Raw genomic sequence first — 15,921 nt, 5'->3', positions numbered from 1 at the left:
AAATGGTTGCTGGCTTTACCGGTGCTGGTCCTGATGGCGCATGGCCTCAGCCTCTGCGCCAATCCAGGCGAGAGCGATCCCGAGGCTTATTTCAAGAAGAACCGTGCAGAAATCGAGGCGCTGGTGCAGCGACTGAGCGCAAGCAGGTTGAGTATCATTTCGACTCGCGAAATCAGCCTTGGCGTGAATACGGCGGTCGGCCCGGAGGATATGCCAACCTATGAAGCTGCCCGCCGTTTCCTCAAGCGCAAGGGCGGGCTTGTCATACAGATATTGCGCGAGAATGATCCGGAGGCGGCGCAGCCGCGCCTATTCGACATCTTGGCGCGGCAGGAAATCCGGTATAAGTCGTTTCGCTCCTTCCTGTTGGTTTTCGCTCGCCGGGAAAGCGACTTGGCTGTGTTCTACGGTTCGCCGCCGGATACGATATGCAGGCCGCTCGACGTGGCACATTGGTATCTGTGTGTGTGTCAGGAAAGATAAACGCCATGCCGCCCGGCCCAAATCCGAGGCCCTTATGCGCGGTTGGAGAGATCGCGAAATAATTCGAGAGGCGTCGGCACGTTGGCCATATGTAGCCAATGTGGGAAGCGAGGCATCCGCGAGCCGGAGGCATTTCTCGCCCATCATTGCGCCGAACTCGAACAGATTGTCGAGCAGCTTGCGCCGACCCGGATCAAGGCGGTTGATGACACGACATGTTTTGCAGCGGATATAAATGGGTCCGCACCTAGTGACCTATCCCCCTCTTCAAACTAAGACACTACTCCTGTTTCACGTGAAACAAAAGTGAACATCGGCGCTGTCAGAGTGGTAGCAGGTCGCGGGGTGTGGTGAGCAGCCAGCGGTTGGCGCCGGGTTCCACCAGCAGCATGTCGCCCAAAGCTATCAGACCCTGGCCGGGCAGGTGCAAGCTGGGATGCAGTTCAAACAGGCTGGGCGCCAGGATGGTTTCATCGGCGAGCGGTGCGGCGCCCTGCCGGGCATCGAAGGGTTGCTGAAACAGCGCGGCGAGCGGCGGGTCTTCATAGGCATAGCCGAGCGCATGGCCGAGCCGGAAGGCAAAGCCCTGGCTGAAGCCGCGTGCCGCCAGCTCAGTGCCGGCCTCGGCTTCCAGCCGGGCGATGCGGCTGGCGGCATGCGGGCCAGGGCGCAGGCCGGCAAACAGGTGGTCGCTGGCGGCTTTCAGGGCGTCATGCGCCGCCAACAGGCCGGCAGCCGGCCGGCCACGGCAAAAGCTGCGGATGGCATGGCCAAAAGCGCCATCCAGGGTCAGCATCAGGCCTACGGTGATGATATCGGCCCGGGCCGCCGATTGCGCCGGGTCGGGCGCCAGGATATCGGCATCGTTGCCCTGCGGGCCGAAGGAAATCCATGAGCGGCAATCGGCGCAGCCGAGATCCCAGGCGGTGCGACGGATCATTTCCTGAAGCTGTGGCGCCGATAGCGGGGCGGAAGCGGAATTCGGGGCACCCAGCAGGCCGGGTACAGCGGCAAACAGCGCATCCACCAGTCCGGCGGCGGCGGCATGGCGAGCCAGGTCACGCGGGGTTTTCTGCTGGCGTTGGCGATGTGCCGCTTGGTCCAGCGCCAGCCAAGTGGCGCCGGGCAGGGCGGCCTGGGCGGCTTGTTGCAGCCAGGCCGGCATCTCGCCGCCGCCGATCAGGCCAAGCCGCTGCCGCCCGCCCAGTTGCGCCGCCAGCCAGCCGCTGAACTGCACCGCCGGCACATACTGCACGCGCAGATCGGGGCGGTGGCGTGCAGCATGGGCGGCGAGGAAATAATTCGGCGTGGCGCAGGCAGCCAGAGATTGGCTTTGCTGCGGCCCTTGTGGTGTCAGAATGCCGAGCAGCCAGCTATCCAGCGGATCAAAATCCAGCAGGTAGCGGCCATGCGCCCGCGCCGCGGAACCCAGCCCGGCGCCGCTGCCGGGCATATAGATCAGCGCAGCCTCGGCCTGCTGGCCGGCCAGCAGGTCGGCATAGCTGGCTATCGCTTCGGCGTTACAAGATTGCACCATGCCGCGCGGCTCCATGCTGGCTGCTATGTGAGCTACAGCATACAGCCGGCGCGGGGGTTCAAATCCAATACTTACTGGCGATGGCAGGCGATAAGTTTGGCTTATCAGGCCGGCTGGGCGAGCAGCGGCCGCATGCGATCCTTGGCGACAAAATACTTGCGCGCATAGGCCACGATCTGGCCATCGCTGGGATGATCCACGGTTTCCACGCCGGCAATCTTGGCTTCCAGCGTCGGCTTGGTCCGATGCGTGTAGCGGATGAATTCCAGCTTGGCGGCGCCGGGGCCGAGCAGCAGCACTTCGCCGCAGGTTTCCAGCGTGGCGGCGATGGCATCGAAGAAACCGGTATCGGCGGCATCGCGGCCCGAGCCGATGGCACCGGCCTTGTGATGCAGGTGATGCTTGTGGCCATGCACCACCAGTTTCTCGGCCTCGTCGCGGTTGAACTGGAACACGCGGGCCTCGGCATGGTCGAGCCAGACCACGGCATGATGATGCGTCATGGGATTATCCTTCCATCCTCTACTGATGGCAGGAAGCATAGGCCACCTGGCGCCGGGCGGCCTTGACGCAGGTCAATCGCCGTAATTTTCCGGCAAATGGTCGGCGCCGGCATAATCGCTGAAGCGGGTCAGGTTGGGTTCAAAATGCAGCAGCACGCGGCCGATCGGGCCATGGCGCTGCTTGCCCACAATCACCTCGGCCAGATTGGCGATGCGCGCCATCTTGTCCTGCCAGGCGGCATGTTCCGGCGTGCCCATGGTGGGCTCCTTGCGCATCTCGTAATATTCCTCGCGGAACACAAACATCACCACGTCGGCATCCTGCTCGATGGCGCCTGATTCACGCAAATCCGAAAGCTGCGGGCGTTTGTCGTCGCGGCTTTCCACCGCGCGGCTGAGCTGCGAGAGCGCCACCACCGGCACATGCAGGTCCTTGGCCAGCGCCTTGAGCGCCTGGGTCACTTCGGAAATTTCCTGCACGCGGTTGTCGTTGCGGCGCGAATTGCTGCCGCGCACGAGCTGCAAATAATCCACCACGATCATGCCAATATTGGCAGTGCGCTTGAGCCGGCGGGCGCGGCTGCGCAACAGCGAGATCGAGATCGCGCCGGTATCGTCGATATAAAACGGCACCTGCGCCAGCAGCTTCGAGGTCGGCACAATCTGGCGGCTGAATTCCTCTTCGGTGATATCGCCACGGCGCAGCTTTTCCGAGGTCACGCCGCTCTGTTCGGAGAGAATACGGGTGGCAAGCTGCTCGGCTGACATTTCGAGCGAGAAGAAAGCCACCGGCGCGCCGCGCTCGCCGCCGGTTTCGAAATACAGCTTGGCGGCATTGAAGGCCATGTTGGTGGCCAGGGCGGTCTTGCCCATGGAAGGACGGCCGGCCAGGATGATCAGATCGCTTCGATGCATGCCGCCAAGCTTGTCGTCGAGATCGCGCAGCTTGGTTTCCACACCGCTCATGCCGCCCTTTTTCCAGGCGGCGTCGATCATCTCGATGGACTGGCGGATCGAATCCTTGAAATTGATGAAGCCGCCTTCCGAATTGCCTTCATCGGCAAGCTGGAACAGGCGCTGCTCGGCATCCTCGATCTGCTCGCGCGCCGCCTCGTCCACCTTCGGATCATAGGCGCGGTTCACCATATCCTCGCCCACCTTGATCAACTCGCGCCGCATCGCCAGGTCATGGATCACCCGGGCGTAATCCTCGGCATTGATCACGGTGGTGGCGCCGGCCGCCAGCCGCGCCAGATAGGCCGGGCCGCCGATCTGGGCCAGCAATTCGTCGCGTTCGAAATAGGCCTTCAGCGTTACCGGATTGGCGATTTCGCCGCGCTCCACCAGGGTCAGCGCCGCCTCGTAGATGCGACGATGCACCTCGTTATGCAGGTGCTCCGGGCGCAGGAAGCCGGAAACCCGGTGCGCCGCGTCGTTGTTCACCAGGATGGCGCCGAGCAATTCCTGTTCGGCATCCAGGTTATGCGGCGCAGTGCGGTATAGTTGTGCGGTGCCAGCGGCATCGGTGCCGGTAGCGGCGGTGGGCGAGAGCGTGACGGGCGCGTTCATGACCTTGGCGTTACCAACCTGTGACGGAGCGGGCGGGGCGGGGGCGCATTAAGACTGATTGGTGGCCTGCTGTGTGAACAAATCGCAGGTTATCCACCGCTGCGCATTGGTGGATAACTGGCTATGTGAAACCAATGCCTTACAAGCTGTTATCCACACCCACAGCGGTTGCGCGTGCGCTGCCTGGGCTATGCTCGCCGTGAAGGGTGGATATCCGCCGCGTAAACGAAAAACCCGCCGGTTGCCCGGCGGGTGAATTCGCTGCCAGAAAGCAGAGAGCGAAGATTACTCTTCGGTTTCTTCGTCTTCCTCGGCCACTTCCTCGGCTTCCGGGGCCTCGAAATAGGCTTCGCCGGTGCCGGCCTGGGCTTCGGCTTCCGAAGCCGAGCGGGCCACGTTCACCTTGACTGCCAGGCTGACTTCCGGATGCAGGCTGACCTGCACTTCCGAGATGCCGATGGTCTTGATCGGCAACACCAGGTTGACCTGGCTGCGGCCGATGGTGAAGCCGGCCTCGGTGGCGGCGTCGGCGATGTCGCGGGCGCTGACCGAGCCGTAGAGCTGGCCCGAATCGCCGGCCTGGCGCAGGATGGTGACCGACAGGCCGGCCATCTTCTGGGCGACCTTTTCGGCCTCCTGGCGCTGTTGCAGGTTCTGCGCTTCCAGCTGGGCGCGCTGTTTGTCGAACAGCGCCTTGTTGGCATTGGTGGCGCGCAGCGCCTTCTTGCGCGGCAGCAGGAAGTTACGGGCAAAGCCGTCCTTCACCTTGACCACGTCGCCCATCTGGCCGAGCTTCTCGACCCGTTGCAAAAGGATCACGTCCATCAGTCACTCTCCCGGCTGGTTCCTGCCCCGGCGACACGCCGGCGGAAACCCGCCCATTCCTCGATCAATCCCAGGCCCACCACCAGTATGCCCACCAGTAAGCTGGCCACCACCAGAGCCGCGTAGAACGCGGCCAAAATCAAACCCGATGCCGGCGCCTTGTTTGCCAGCACATGCACCACCGCCAGCCCCTGCAAGAAATAGGGGAAGGCCAGAATCGCCGTTGCCGCAACAGCGATGAAACTTGTCTCCGCCGGCAGCACCATGACTGCCAGTACCGCGCCGCCCAGGCCCATCGCCATGTAACGCGGCAGGCTCAGCGCCGAATAATGCGGCGTCGGCCGGGCATTCTGCTTAACCAGCACTGCCAGACCCTGCGCCAGGGTGCCGTTGATGGTGAGCATGGTGAGCCAGCTCACCGCCACCACCGCCGGCATCATGCGCGCCGCCGTCTCGGCCAGTTTCGCCGCCTGGTCGCCGCCGCTCTCCGCCGCCTGCATGGCGATGAAGAATTGCTGCAACACCGGCTGCAAGGCACCCAGCAGGCCGCCTTCGTGGCCCGATGTGGCCAGCAGGGCGAGGGCCAATAACAGCCCGGACCAGCCGGCCAAGCGCAACACCAGACCGCCGGGTGGAAACCATTCCAGCCCATCGGCCAGTTCCGCGTCGCTGCCGGCTTCTTCGGCCGGACGGGCCAACAAAGCCTGACGCACCAGCCACAAGGCCGGCAGGCCAAACAGCAACGCGAAGGTGACGGCCGGCATCACGCCATTGTAAGCCGAAACCAGTGTACCCGCCGCCGCCGCTGCTGCTGCCGCACCAACACCCTTGGTGAGGCCGGCGAAGAACAGCGGCAATGGTGCCAGATAACCCAGAACCATCCCGAACGGGCTGCCCACCACGGTCATCACCAGCAAGGCGCTGGCAGTGCCGGCAAGGCCGCCGAAGACAAGACTGCGGATCATCGCGGCGCCAAAGCCGGGCGCTGCCGCAAAAGGCGGCGCCCAGCCTTACTCACATCACTTGATGACGAAGGGCAGCAGGGCCAGATTGCGCGCGCGCTTGATGGCGGTTGCCAGTTCGCGCTGCTTCTTGGCCGAAACTGCGGTGATGCGCGACGGCACGATCTTGCCGCGCTCGGAGATGAAGCGCGACAGCAGCTTCACATCCTTGTAGTCGATCTTCGGCGCATTGGCGCCCGAGAACGGGCAGGTCTTGCGACGGCGGAAGAACGGACGACGCGCCGCGCCGCCAGCACCACCAGCCGCACCACCGGCACCGCCGGCACCACCACGACGCTCACCACCCTGCGAGGAACGCTGTTGGAAGGCCATTATTCGCTCTCCCCTACGGAAGCTTCATCACGGTCACGCGGGCGACGCTCGCCGCGGTCAAAACGGTCACCACGGTCAAAGCGGTCGCCTTCGCGGCGCGGCCGGTCTTCGCGGTTCTTGTTTTGCAGCATCACGGAGGGACCTTCCTCCAGAGCTTCCACGCGCACGGTCATGTAGCGCAGGATGTCTTCGTTGATGCGCATGTTGCGCTCCAACTCGGCCACCGCGCCGCCTTCGGCGGTGATGTTCAGAAGGACGTAATGGCCCTTCTTGTTCTTCTTGATACGGTAGGTCAGGTTGCGCAGGCCCCAATTTTCAGTCTTGGTGACTTCGCCGCCCTGGCCCTTGATGATATCGGTGAATTGCGCTGCCATGGCCTCGACCTGAGCGGTCGAGATATCCTGGCGCGCGATGAAAACGTTCTCGTAGAACGCCATCGTGCAGCTCTCCTTCTGGCTTTTAGCGGCCCGCCGCCCGAACACCCCATGTGCCGGCGGAGCGGACCTAGCCGGAACCTGATGGTCCCAGCAAGGAGCTATGTAGGCGGCGGACTATACACATCATCGCCACCGCCGCAAGCGCTTTTTGCCCAGTTTTGTATGGTCGGGCTTGCCTCTGCGCCCGGCAACCCTATAGTGCCGGGCCATGAATTCCCTTGGTTTTGACAAGCCGGAAAGCCAGACCCGCGTGGTGGTGGCAATGTCGGGCGGCGTAGACAGTTCGGTGGTGGCCGGGCTGTTGGCGCGCCAGGGCTATGACGTGGTTGGCATCACCCTGCAACTTTACGATCATGGCGAGGCGGTGCGGCGCAAGGGCGCCTGCTGCGCCGGCCAGGATATCCATGATGCGCGCAATGTCGCGGCCAGGCTGGATATTCCGCATTATGTGCTGGATTACGAAAGCCGCTTCAAGCACAGCGTGATGGATGATTTTGCCGATTCCTACATGCGCGGCGAAACCCCGATTCCCTGTATCCGCTGCAATCAGACGGTGAAATTCCGCGACCTGCTGGCCGCCGCCCGCGACCTGGATGCCGATTGCCTGGCCACCGGGCATTATGTGCGCCGGGCGCTGGGGCTGCAGGGCGCTGAATTGCATCGCGGCCGCGATCCGCACCGCGACCAGAGCTATTTCCTCTATACAACCACCCGCGAGCAGCTGGATTTCCTGCGTTTTCCGCTTGGAGACATGGAAAAGCCGGCGGTGCGTGCCATTGCCGCCGAACTGGATCTGCTGGTGGCCGACAAGCCCGATAGCCAGGATATCTGTTTTGTGCCGAATGGCGATTATGCCAGCGTGGTCACCCGGCTGCGTCCGGCCGCCGCCGAGCCGGGCGAGATTGTGCATGTGGATGGCCGCGTGCTGGGCCGCCATGCCGGGGTGATCCATTTCACCGTGGGCCAGCGCAAGGGGCTTGGCATCGCCCATGCCGAACCGCTTTATGTGGTGCGGATCGAGGCCGGCCAGCGCCGCGTCATCGTTGGCCCCAAAGCGGCGCTGGCGCAAAATGAAGTGCGGCTAAGCGGGCTGAACTGGCTTGCGGCCGCGCCGCTCGGGGCCGAGGGGCGGGCGGTTTTGGTCAAGCTGCGCTCGGCCCAGCCGGCCGTGGCCGCGGTGGCCTATCCCGGCAATGCTGCGGGCGAGGCGCGGCTGGTGCTGGCGCAGCCCGAATATGGCGTGGCGCCCGGCCAGGCCGGCGTGATGTATGATGGCGAGCAATTGCTGGGCGGCGGCTGGATCACGCGCCAGCAGGATGCCAGCGGCGCGGCGGCGGCATAGGCTTATCCCGCCAGCCTGGCTTTGGCGCGGCCGGCCATGCGGCACAGTTCGCCCCAGCGGCGGCGCCAGCCATCCTGAAACAGCAGCAGCGTGGCAATGCGCACTATATTCGGCACCTCGCCGGCCATTGGCGCCACAGACAGCTTGTGGCGCATCCAGGCTGTTGCCAGGGCAAGGCCGGGCGGCAGCGGGCGCCGGGCTTCGGCATCCACCGCAGCGCCCAGTTCGGTCGCCGCCAGATGCAGCGATAGTTGCAACAGGCGGGCCGCGCCGGTTTCCGCGGCCATCCGGCGGATTGCGGCCATGTCGTTTTGCGCCGGCATGTCGGGGTGTAATTCCCAGGCCAGATCGCACAGCCAGATCAGGCGTTCCCAGCGGTGCAGGGCGCCATGCACCGCCAGATATAGCAGGCGATGCTGATCGCCCAGCACCGGCACGGCCACACCGGCAACCGGCACTGTGCGGCTGGCGGCGATGGCAGATGTCACCGCTAGCGGAAAGAAGCCTTCCAATGGATTGAGGCGCCAATGCAGATCAAGCAGCAGCCCGGATGTGTGGTGGCGCAGGTTGATCTGGCCCAGATGCTCCAGGGCGGTGACGGACTGGACGGGATCATCCTGCACATAACCCAGTGCCGCCAGAGCCTGCATCACGTCGCTGCGCGCCTCGGGTGGCGTGGCGATATCCAGATCGGTGCCGCTGCGTAGTGCGATATTGCCATAGGCGAGCTGGCTTTGGGCCGGGCCTTTCAGGGTCAGGCAGGGCAGCCCGGCGGCTTGCAGATGCGCCACAACACGATGCAGCTCGGCACCCAGGCGCAGATTGCGCAGGGTGACACGCTGGTTGGCGGCCTGAAACTGTTCCGGCATGGCAACACCAGCTTGTTTCAAGCCGTGATACAGCAGCGGCAGCACACCATGTCGCAGGGCCAGGTTTTGCAGCGCGTCCCAGCCGGCTTCACCTTGCTGCTGCGCCAGATAGGCTGCCAATGTGGCGGGCAAAGCCGAAGCTGGCTGCGGGCGGCAGGCCTGCAACAGCACGGGGAGGGGGGATGCACCTGCTTTGCTCAAGCCAGCTTCCGTTATCTGGCCAGTTCCGGCCTGCTGGGACCAGCAATGGCCGAGCGGCTCAGAAGAACCGCTCGCCGATCTCGATCACATCACCGGGCTGCACTACGGTTTCCAGCGTCGCTTTAATGGTCTGCGTGCCATTCTTGGTTTCGCGGCGGATTTTTACATCCTTGCGGTCGGCGCGATAGGTGAAGCCGCCGCCGATGGCCGCAGCATTCAGCACCAGCATGCCATTCACATAGGGATAGCGGCCCGGGGTGTTGACCTCACCGATGATGAAGAACGGCCGGTAGTTCAGCACTTCCACATTGACGCGGGGATTTTGCAGAAAGCCGTCACGCAGCTTGGTCTCAAGCGCCCGCTCGGCTTCCACCAGGGTCAGGCCGATCACCGACACCGAGCCAACCAGCGGCATCGATACATTGCCACGCCCGTCAACCTCGAATTCGCCGGTCAGATCTGGTTCGCCAAAAACGATCACGCGCAGGCGATCATTGGCGCCAAGGCGGTAGACGAAGGAATTATCAGTAGCAGCAGCCTGCTGCGCCTGCGCCGCAGGGAACCATGAACCGCCAGGGAGGGCAGCAAACAGGGCTGCGATGAGAAGCAGCAGGGAAAGACCGAGTCGTCGCACTTAGACCTCGCGTCGGAGCAACTGTGCCAGGATGGCTTTGTCGCCAACCTGGCGCCCAGACTTAATAGCTCAGTACCACCTTCGCCATCAATGTGTTGGTCAGGTATTCGCCCGTATCACGACTCGAATCACGTCCATTGTAGGTGTATTCGGCGCCGATCTGCATGTTCTGGTTGGGGCGATAGAGCGCTTTCAGCTTGGCACCCACCAGATCGTCCTCTCGGTTGGTGCCGCGATATTCCGAGCGCGTCAGGCTGATGCTGCCGCCAACCACCAGATTGCGCAGCAATTCGTGGTCGATGCCCAATTCGATAAAATCCTGCAACAGGCCGGCGACGCTACCGGTCGTGGTTTCTTCAACCGTGCGCTGCAAGGTGGTCTTGACCGTGGTCAAGGGCGTGACATTCCAGCGCAGGCCAATACCAGCGGACGGCTCTTGCAGCTTGGAGAAGCGTGCGTCGTCATATTCCTGCATCATATAGCCGACAAAAACATCGCCCTTCAGCTTGCCGGTCAGTTCGATGCTGGCGCCAACGCGGAACTCACCACCCTGCGAATTGCGGTTGAAGCCGCCGTCATCCCGGGCTTGATCATATTCGCGCTGATTATAGCGGCCTTCAACAAAGGCAAAATAACCCGGCACAACTTCGTAGCCGACGCGCAGGCCGGCCTTGTCTTCGCGGCGGTCACGGTCATGGTTGTTGACCGAAGTGCCGTTGCCAAGCATAGAATTTTCAAAGCTCATCAGCTTGCTGCCGGCGTCAAAGCGCAGCCAGGTGGCACCCGGCTTGTATTCGCCTTCCAATTCAAGGCTGCGGCTATAGACCCGGGTCGGCTTCACGCCATTGGTCGCATCGGGCGAACCACGATCTTCCTTGGCGCGGTCATACATCGGCTTGATGGCGATCCAAGTGTCGCGATAAACATCAAATTTGCCGCGCGCGTAAATATTGTAGAGCTCGTCGCTCTCGTTCTTGTACTCGGCGTAACGATGCGATTCGGCCGTCCCGTAAACCTCGACCTCATGCACGCTGAAATCCGACTTGGCATAGACCCACGGATTGATCACCGTGATGAAGTCGCTGCGCCGATCACCCGACGAACTGTATACGTTGTCAGTGAATTTCTCGCGCAGTTCGAAGTTCGGATTGATATTGAAGCCACCGAACCGGACGCCCTGCGCGGTATAGCTTTCCTGCTTGCGCTCGCCAACTTCCTGCTCACGCAATTTCTGATCTGCCACCTGGCCCGGAGAAGCTTGCGGCGCGGTCTGGGCCGGTGGCGTAACCTGGCCCTGCGGCGCAGTCTGCGCCAGAACAGCAAAAGGAAGGCCAAAAACGGTACTGCACAAAATCAGGCGGAAGGCATTCTTCATTGCTATTCCATTCGAGGTGGCGCTGCCATGTTACAGGCAGGAGGCTATCCCATATTCAATCATTGCCTAAATACTATACTCGCGCGGTTCATGTAAACCCATGATAACTGATTTGAACGGCCAATTTATCGCGCGCCACGGGCAAGCAGAACCTCGACCACGGTCTTCAGCAGAATATGCAGGTCAAGCCATAATGACCAATTTCTGATATAGATGCAGTCGATCTCTTCCATTTCACGTTGTTCGAGGTCGCTGCGGCCGGAAACCTGCCACAAGCCGGTTATGCCGGGCCGCACCAGGCGGCGCAATGCGCGGGTATCCGGCGCCAGCGTGGCCTCATGATAATCGGGCAGCGGGCGGGGGCCGACCAGGCTCATTTCGCCGCGCACCACATTCCATAATTGCGGTAGCTCATCGATACTGTAGCGCCTGAGGAAATTGCCGATTGCGGGTATGATTCTGGGATCACTGGTCAGCTTTTTACTGCGCTCCCATTCCACCCGGGCGGCGGCGGAATGCTGCAAAACATCGGTAAGCCGCGCTTCCGCATCCGGCACCATGGTGCGCAATTTCCACAATCTGAAATGTATGCCGTGGCGGCCATGCCTTTGCTGGGCATAAAAAGCCGGGCCGGGGCTGAGCAGTTTCACCGCCAGGGCGGCCAGGGCAATCATGGGCAGTGCAACCAGCAGGGCCAGCAGGCCAAGCACAAGATCGCTGCCGCGCTTGAGCATGGCGTTCAGGCCGCCAGCAACATTGCGGCGCATGTCGAGCACCAGGGTGCCTTGCCCGATCGAGCGCACTTCAACACTTTCATTCTGCATACGGCCGAAATCCGGCACTACCAGGATGCGGCGATAGGGCAGGGTGTCGAGCGTGGCCGGCAACACGGTGTCGCTGGGCCTTGCCAGCATGGCCAGGCGAATGCCGCGCTGAGCGGCATCTGCGGTTGGCGGCCAATCGGCTTCCTCGGCCACGCGCCAGCCGATATCGGGATCGGCGAGCAACCGTTTCTTGATGCCATGGCGTGCCGGTTCAACACCGAACAGCACAATCCGCTGGCCCCATCTGCCATAGCGGCGCAGCAGGTTGATTGCCAGCGTCTCCCAGGCCGGCAGGATCACCACGCTGAGCGCCAGGGTGATCAGCAAGGTGCCGCGCGACCAGCTGCCGCTTTGCGCCAGGTAGTCAAACAGAATCACAGCCAGCAGCGCCACAACAGCTACCGAAACCCGCAACCGCAAGCGCATCACCGGGTCCAGGCCGTAGCCGGGATAAAGCCCGGCCAGGGCATAGCCGGCCGGCACCAGTAGCGTGGCGGCATGCAGATCGAAATAATGCATCACGCCCACGGCCAGCGGATATTCCGGGATCAGTGCGTTGCGAATCATAAAGGAAATATTCAGCAGCACCTGAAGGATTGCGGTGTCGCCCAGCGCCAGAACCAGAGCCGGCAGCAGCAGCCAATCGCGATCAAATTGCTTGTCTTGCATCATGGGGCGCATACGGAGGAAATTGGCCGGCCCGGGCCGATAAATGCTGCGCGAGGGAATGAAATGCTACTGGGCTGGAACACGCTGGACTACCAATCTGAATGCATGCCGATTTGATCCAATTGCGGATCAGTTCACCTGGAGAAAACGGCAAGTGTTTTGCTCTAGAATAACTGCCGAGAGTATGCCGGTGGCATAGGCGCCGGTGTCAATGCCTATGCGGTGCGGATGCTGGTCCGGTTGGCTGGTAATGTTGTGACCATGCACCACGATTTTCTCGAATGGCCCGGGATTGTTGAGAAAAGGCTCGCGAATCCACAACCTGTCGGTGTCGGTCTGGCGATCAAGCGGGCGTCCCGGCCGGATGCCAGCATGGACAAAGAGATAGTCGCCCAGCAGCAATTGTTTGGGGCATTGCGCCAGAAACAGGGCATGGCGCTGCGGCAGACGTTCACGGAATTCGATATGCAATCTGGCGGCTTGCTGCTTGCTCAAGCTGCCCATCGGCAGCTGGCAATCGTAGCTTGCCAGCGTTGCCATGCCACCTTGCTCCAGCCACAACTCGGCGCCGCGCCCATCGGCATGGAAGTCGAGCAGAAGTTGCTCGTGATTGCCCATCAGCACGGTGTGGGTCAGGCCCGGCAGCGCCAGGGGCGGCTGCATCGCGAGTTCCACCACGGCACGACTATGCAACCCACGATCCACCAGGTCGCCCAGCAGCACCACATGAACATTGCTTGCGGGTGCGTTTTCCGCCACATCATCGGCAATCGCCTGATACATCCGTGCCAGCAAATCCGCACGGCCGTGAATGTCGCCGATCGCATAAATCCGCGTGCCCTCTGGTGTCCAGCCCGCAGGCTGGGCAAGAGCCTGCACCGGGTTGGGCCGCAGCCTGCCGGTAAACCATTTCAGCACCATCGCACCACCCTTTTACGCTGCCCTTAGACCCTGGCTTTTAAGCCAGCTCCATGCCGGGCCTCAAGCCGCCGTGTTGCCTCCCGGGGTTGTCGGCGCCGGGTCCCTCGACCTTTGTCACCATATTAGATAATATCGCTGTCAGCAAAAAAAGCTTCTGATTGTGAAGGCTATGAATCGTCATACGGATATTCAGCAAGTGTTGCCCGAAGCCCGCCCGGCGCGGAGTGCCGGCGAGGAAATCGCCCAGTATGTCAGGGTGTTGTGGCGCCGCCGCTGGCTGATCGCAGCGGTGACTTTGCTGATGCTGGGGCTGGCCTACTGGCTCTTGGGCATGATCACGCCGCTTTACACTGCCAGCGCCAAGGTGATGATCGATGCGCGCCGCACCCAGGTGGTGAACAACCGTGAAGTGGTCAGCCAGCTGCCGCCGCAGCTTATCACCGTGATGGGTGAGGTGGAGGTGATCCGCTCGCGCAGCCTGGCTGTTCGTGTCGCCGACAAACTCAATCTGTGGAACGACCCGGAATTCAATCCGACGCTGCGCCCGGTGCCCACCGGCATGATCGCCACCTTGCGCCTCAACATCAACGAATGGCTCGCGGCCTTGCGCAGCAGCGACGACGAGATGAAGTCCGAGTTGGTCGACAAGGAGGAAAAGACGCGGCAATTGGTGATCCGCCTGCTCCAGGGCCGCATTGATGCCAGTCCGGTGGCGCAATCGCTGGTGATCCAGATCAACGTGGTGAGCGAAAACCCGCTCAAGGCGCAGCGTATCGTCAATATGGTGGCCGAGCAGTATGTGCTCGATCAGCTTGAATCAAAATTCGACGCGGCGCGCCAGGCTTCGAGCTGGCTGAATTCGCGCCTGGATGAACTGCGCCAGAATGTGCAGGCCGCGGATCGTGCGGTGGCAGAATATCGCGCCCGCACCGGGTTGCTGGAAGGGCGCTCCGGGCTGCCGGCACAGCAGCAGCTTGGCGAGTTGAATTCGCAGCTTATCATTGCCCAGGCCAAGCGCGCCGAGACCGAAGGGCGCGTCACCCGCATGGAAGCCGTGGCCAACAGCCCGAATCCGAGTGCGGCGCTGGAGAATATGGTCGATTCGCCGCTGATCCAGCGCCTCAAGGAACAGGAAGCCCAGCTGGCGCGTGAGATTTCCGATTTCCAGACCCGCTATGGTGAAAAGCATCCGCGCATGGTCAAGGCGCTGGCCGAGCAGGAGGAGCTGGAGCGCAAGATGCGCTCGGAAGTGTCAAAGCTGGTGCTGACGGTGCGCAACGAATTGCTGGTGACACGCAATCGCGAAGCCGCCCTGCGCGAACAGATTCGCCGCATCGAGGATACGGTCACGCGCCAGGGCCAGGCCGGTATCCGCCTGCAAGAGCTTGAGCGTGAGGCCAGTGCCAACCGCCTGCTGTTTGAGACTTTCCTGAACCGCTTCAAGGAAACCTCGGAGCAGCAGCAATTGCAGCAGCCTGATTCGCGTGTGATCTCGGCGGCGGCGCTGCCATTCTCGCCGAGCGCGCCGCGCCGCAATCTGTTCCTGACCGGCGCGCTGTTGCTGGGCGTGCTGGTTGGCCTGCTGCTGGCCCTGGTGCTGGAAGCCTTGCAGAATACCTTCATGGGCCGCGAACAGCTTGAGGATGCCACCGGCATTCCCAGCCTGGGCATGACACCGCAGACTTCCGGCCGCAGCGGCGTGAATGTGCAGCTATTCGACAAGCCGAATTCCGCCTTTGCCGAAAGTTTCCGCAGTGTCTGGGTGGCGCTGAAGCATGGCAATCAGCGCCAGTCGCCGCGCATTGTCGCCATCACCTCGTCGCTGCCGGGCGAAGGCAAGAGCGTTACCGCGCTCACCCTGGCCCGCACGGTGGCGTTGCTGGGCAACAAGGTGGCTCTGGTGGAAGGTGATTTGCGGCGTGCGTCGCAGATGCAGAAATCCGGCGTCCAGCCGAAGCATTTTGTGCACGAAATCCTCACCGGAGAAGCGTCGCCTGAGGATGTGGTGGTGGCTGATCGCGCCAAGGGCCTTGATCTTTATCTGGCGCAATCGGTGCCGGGTTCGCCGCTCGACCTGCTGGGATCGCCGGCCATGCAGGGTTTCCTCGAAACCCTGCGGCATCGTTACGATCTGGTGGTGATCGATTGCCCGCCGATCCTGCCGGTGGCCGATACACAGATTCTGGCGCGCCTGGCCGATGCCACGGTCTTCCTGGTGCAATGGGGCAAAACCCCCAAAGGCGCAGTCAAGTCCGGCCTGCGCATGCTGGATGAAGTCAGCGCCCCGATCGCCGGCACCTTGCTGAGCCAGGTCAATATCAAGCGCCATGCCAAATACGGCTATGGCGATAGCGGCTCGTATTATGGTCGCTACAAAAAATACTATACCAGCTGAGGC

At 62.3% G+C, this 15,921-nt stretch carries 14 protein-coding genes and 1 pseudogene; 3 read left to right on the top strand and 12 right to left on the bottom strand.

Annotated elements, in window-relative coordinates:
* Nucleotides 1-6: 6 nt before the first annotated feature.
* Entirely contained in the window at nucleotides 7-483 is a 477-nt protein-coding gene (locus KBB36_RS11995) for a hypothetical protein (protein WP_290980777.1), read from the top strand.
* 322 nt (nucleotides 484-805) lie between these two features.
* Here KBB36_RS11995 and KBB36_RS11990 read toward each other — a convergent pair whose 3' ends face one another.
* The 7 genes and pseudogenes from KBB36_RS11990 to rpsF all read right to left on the bottom strand — a co-directional run bounded on the left by KBB36_RS11990 (nucleotide 806) and on the right by rpsF (nucleotide 6,688).
* On the bottom strand, nucleotides 806-2,020 hold the full coding sequence (locus KBB36_RS11990) for a M24 family metallopeptidase (RefSeq protein ID WP_290980774.1): 1,215 nt from the start codon (nucleotides 2,018-2,020) through the stop codon (nucleotides 806-808).
* Between the two features lie 104 nt (nucleotides 2,021-2,124).
* Complete coding sequence (locus tag KBB36_RS11985; protein WP_290980771.1) at nucleotides 2,125-2,523, bottom strand: hypothetical protein; 399 nt, start codon at nucleotides 2,521-2,523, stop codon at nucleotides 2,125-2,127.
* 72 nt (nucleotides 2,524-2,595) lie between these two features.
* A complete protein-coding gene (locus KBB36_RS11980) occupies nucleotides 2,596-4,092 on the bottom strand; it encodes a replicative DNA helicase (protein ID WP_290980768.1) in 1,497 nt (498 codons plus the stop codon).
* Nucleotides 4,093-4,377: 285 nt separating this feature from the next.
* Nucleotides 4,378-4,917, bottom strand: coding sequence for a 50S ribosomal protein L9 (gene rplI, locus KBB36_RS11975; RefSeq protein WP_366933186.1), 540 nt, complete (start codon nucleotides 4,915-4,917; stop codon nucleotides 4,378-4,380).
* Nucleotides 4,917-5,882 (bottom strand): DUF2232 domain-containing protein, encoded by a 966-nt coding sequence (locus tag KBB36_RS11970; RefSeq protein ID WP_290980765.1) that lies wholly within the window; start codon nucleotides 5,880-5,882, stop codon nucleotides 4,917-4,919. The genes rplI and KBB36_RS11970 overlap by 1 nt, the downstream gene beginning before the upstream one ends.
* 54 nt (nucleotides 5,883-5,936) lie before the next feature.
* A pseudogene (rpsR, locus tag KBB36_RS11965) lies at nucleotides 5,937-6,158 on the bottom strand (30S ribosomal protein S18); the annotation flags it as partial.
* A 92-nt stretch (nucleotides 6,159-6,250) separates the two neighbouring features.
* Entirely contained in the window at nucleotides 6,251-6,688 is a 438-nt protein-coding gene (gene rpsF / locus KBB36_RS11960; protein WP_290980762.1) for a 30S ribosomal protein S6, read from the bottom strand.
* 208 nt (nucleotides 6,689-6,896) lie between these two features.
* Between rpsF and mnmA the strand changes: the two genes are divergently transcribed.
* Nucleotides 6,897-8,030: a tRNA 2-thiouridine(34) synthase MnmA gene (gene mnmA, locus KBB36_RS11955; protein ID WP_290980759.1), complete on the top strand. Its 1,134-nt coding sequence runs from the start codon at nucleotides 6,897-6,899 to the stop codon at nucleotides 8,028-8,030.
* Between the two features lie 2 nt (nucleotides 8,031-8,032).
* On the opposite strand, the gene KBB36_RS11950 is transcribed toward mnmA, so the two are convergent.
* The 5 genes from KBB36_RS11950 to KBB36_RS11930 all read right to left on the bottom strand — a co-directional run bounded on the left by KBB36_RS11950 (nucleotide 8,033) and on the right by KBB36_RS11930 (nucleotide 13,523).
* On the bottom strand, nucleotides 8,033-9,100 hold the full coding sequence (locus KBB36_RS11950) for a nucleotidyltransferase family protein (protein WP_290980755.1): 1,068 nt from the start codon (nucleotides 9,098-9,100) through the stop codon (nucleotides 8,033-8,035).
* A 58-nt stretch (nucleotides 9,101-9,158) separates the two neighbouring features.
* Nucleotides 9,159-9,734: a polysaccharide biosynthesis/export family protein gene (locus tag KBB36_RS11945; RefSeq protein WP_290980752.1), complete on the bottom strand. Its 576-nt coding sequence runs from the start codon at nucleotides 9,732-9,734 to the stop codon at nucleotides 9,159-9,161.
* 61 nt (nucleotides 9,735-9,795) lie between these two features.
* Nucleotides 9,796-11,109, bottom strand: a complete 1,314-nt coding sequence (locus KBB36_RS11940) for an outer membrane beta-barrel protein (RefSeq protein WP_290980749.1) — start codon at nucleotides 11,107-11,109, stop codon at nucleotides 9,796-9,798.
* A 125-nt stretch (nucleotides 11,110-11,234) separates the two neighbouring features.
* Nucleotides 11,235-12,605: an exopolysaccharide biosynthesis polyprenyl glycosylphosphotransferase gene (locus tag KBB36_RS11935; RefSeq protein WP_290980745.1), complete on the bottom strand. Its 1,371-nt coding sequence runs from the start codon at nucleotides 12,603-12,605 to the stop codon at nucleotides 11,235-11,237.
* A 126-nt stretch (nucleotides 12,606-12,731) separates the two neighbouring features.
* Complete coding sequence (locus KBB36_RS11930) at nucleotides 12,732-13,523, bottom strand: metallophosphoesterase (RefSeq protein WP_290980741.1); 792 nt, start codon at nucleotides 13,521-13,523, stop codon at nucleotides 12,732-12,734.
* Nucleotides 13,524-13,692: 169 nt separating this feature from the next.
* Between KBB36_RS11930 and KBB36_RS11925 the strand changes: the two genes are divergently transcribed.
* A complete protein-coding gene (locus KBB36_RS11925; RefSeq protein WP_290980738.1) occupies nucleotides 13,693-15,918 on the top strand; it encodes a Wzz/FepE/Etk N-terminal domain-containing protein in 2,226 nt (741 codons plus the stop codon).
* Nucleotides 15,919-15,921: the final 3 nt, after the last annotated feature.

This window comes from Ferrovibrio sp. (assembly GCF_017994015.1).
In the GTDB taxonomy this organism is placed as follows: domain Bacteria; phylum Pseudomonadota; class Alphaproteobacteria; order Ferrovibrionales; family Ferrovibrionaceae; genus Ferrovibrio.
This window is presented reverse-complemented; position numbering and strand designations above follow the sequence as displayed.

What these genes read in the sequence shown, in the direction of transcription:
- rplI (WP_366933186.1), bottom strand. Translation starts at nt 4,917, where the DNA reads ATGGACGTGATCCTTTTGCAACGGGTCGAGAAGCTCGGCCAGATGGGC.
- mnmA (WP_290980759.1), top strand. Translation starts at nt 6,897, where the DNA reads ATGAATTCCCTTGGTTTTGACAAGCCGGAAAGCCAGACCCGCGTGGTG.
- rpsF (WP_290980762.1), bottom strand. Translation starts at nt 6,688, where the DNA reads ATGGCGTTCTACGAGAACGTTTTCATCGCGCGCCAGGATATCTCGACC.
- KBB36_RS11940 (WP_290980749.1), bottom strand. Translation starts at nt 11,109, where the DNA reads ATGAAGAATGCCTTCCGCCTGATTTTGTGCAGTACCGTTTTTGGCCTT.
- KBB36_RS11985 (WP_290980771.1), bottom strand. Translation starts at nt 2,523, where the DNA reads ATGACGCATCATCATGCCGTGGTCTGGCTCGACCATGCCGAGGCCCGC.
- KBB36_RS11970 (WP_290980765.1), bottom strand. Translation starts at nt 5,882, where the DNA reads ATGATCCGCAGTCTTGTCTTCGGCGGCCTTGCCGGCACTGCCAGCGCC.
- KBB36_RS11980 (WP_290980768.1), bottom strand. Translation starts at nt 4,092, where the DNA reads ATGAACGCGCCCGTCACGCTCTCGCCCACCGCCGCTACCGGCACCGAT.
- KBB36_RS11990 (WP_290980774.1), bottom strand. Translation starts at nt 2,020, where the DNA reads ATGGTGCAATCTTGTAACGCCGAAGCGATAGCCAGCTATGCCGACCTG.
- KBB36_RS11935 (WP_290980745.1), bottom strand. Translation starts at nt 12,605, where the DNA reads ATGATGCAAGACAAGCAATTTGATCGCGATTGGCTGCTGCTGCCGGCT.
- KBB36_RS11930 (WP_290980741.1), bottom strand. Translation starts at nt 13,523, where the DNA reads ATGGTGCTGAAATGGTTTACCGGCAGGCTGCGGCCCAACCCGGTGCAG.
- KBB36_RS11925 (WP_290980738.1), top strand. Translation starts at nt 13,693, where the DNA reads ATGAATCGTCATACGGATATTCAGCAAGTGTTGCCCGAAGCCCGCCCG.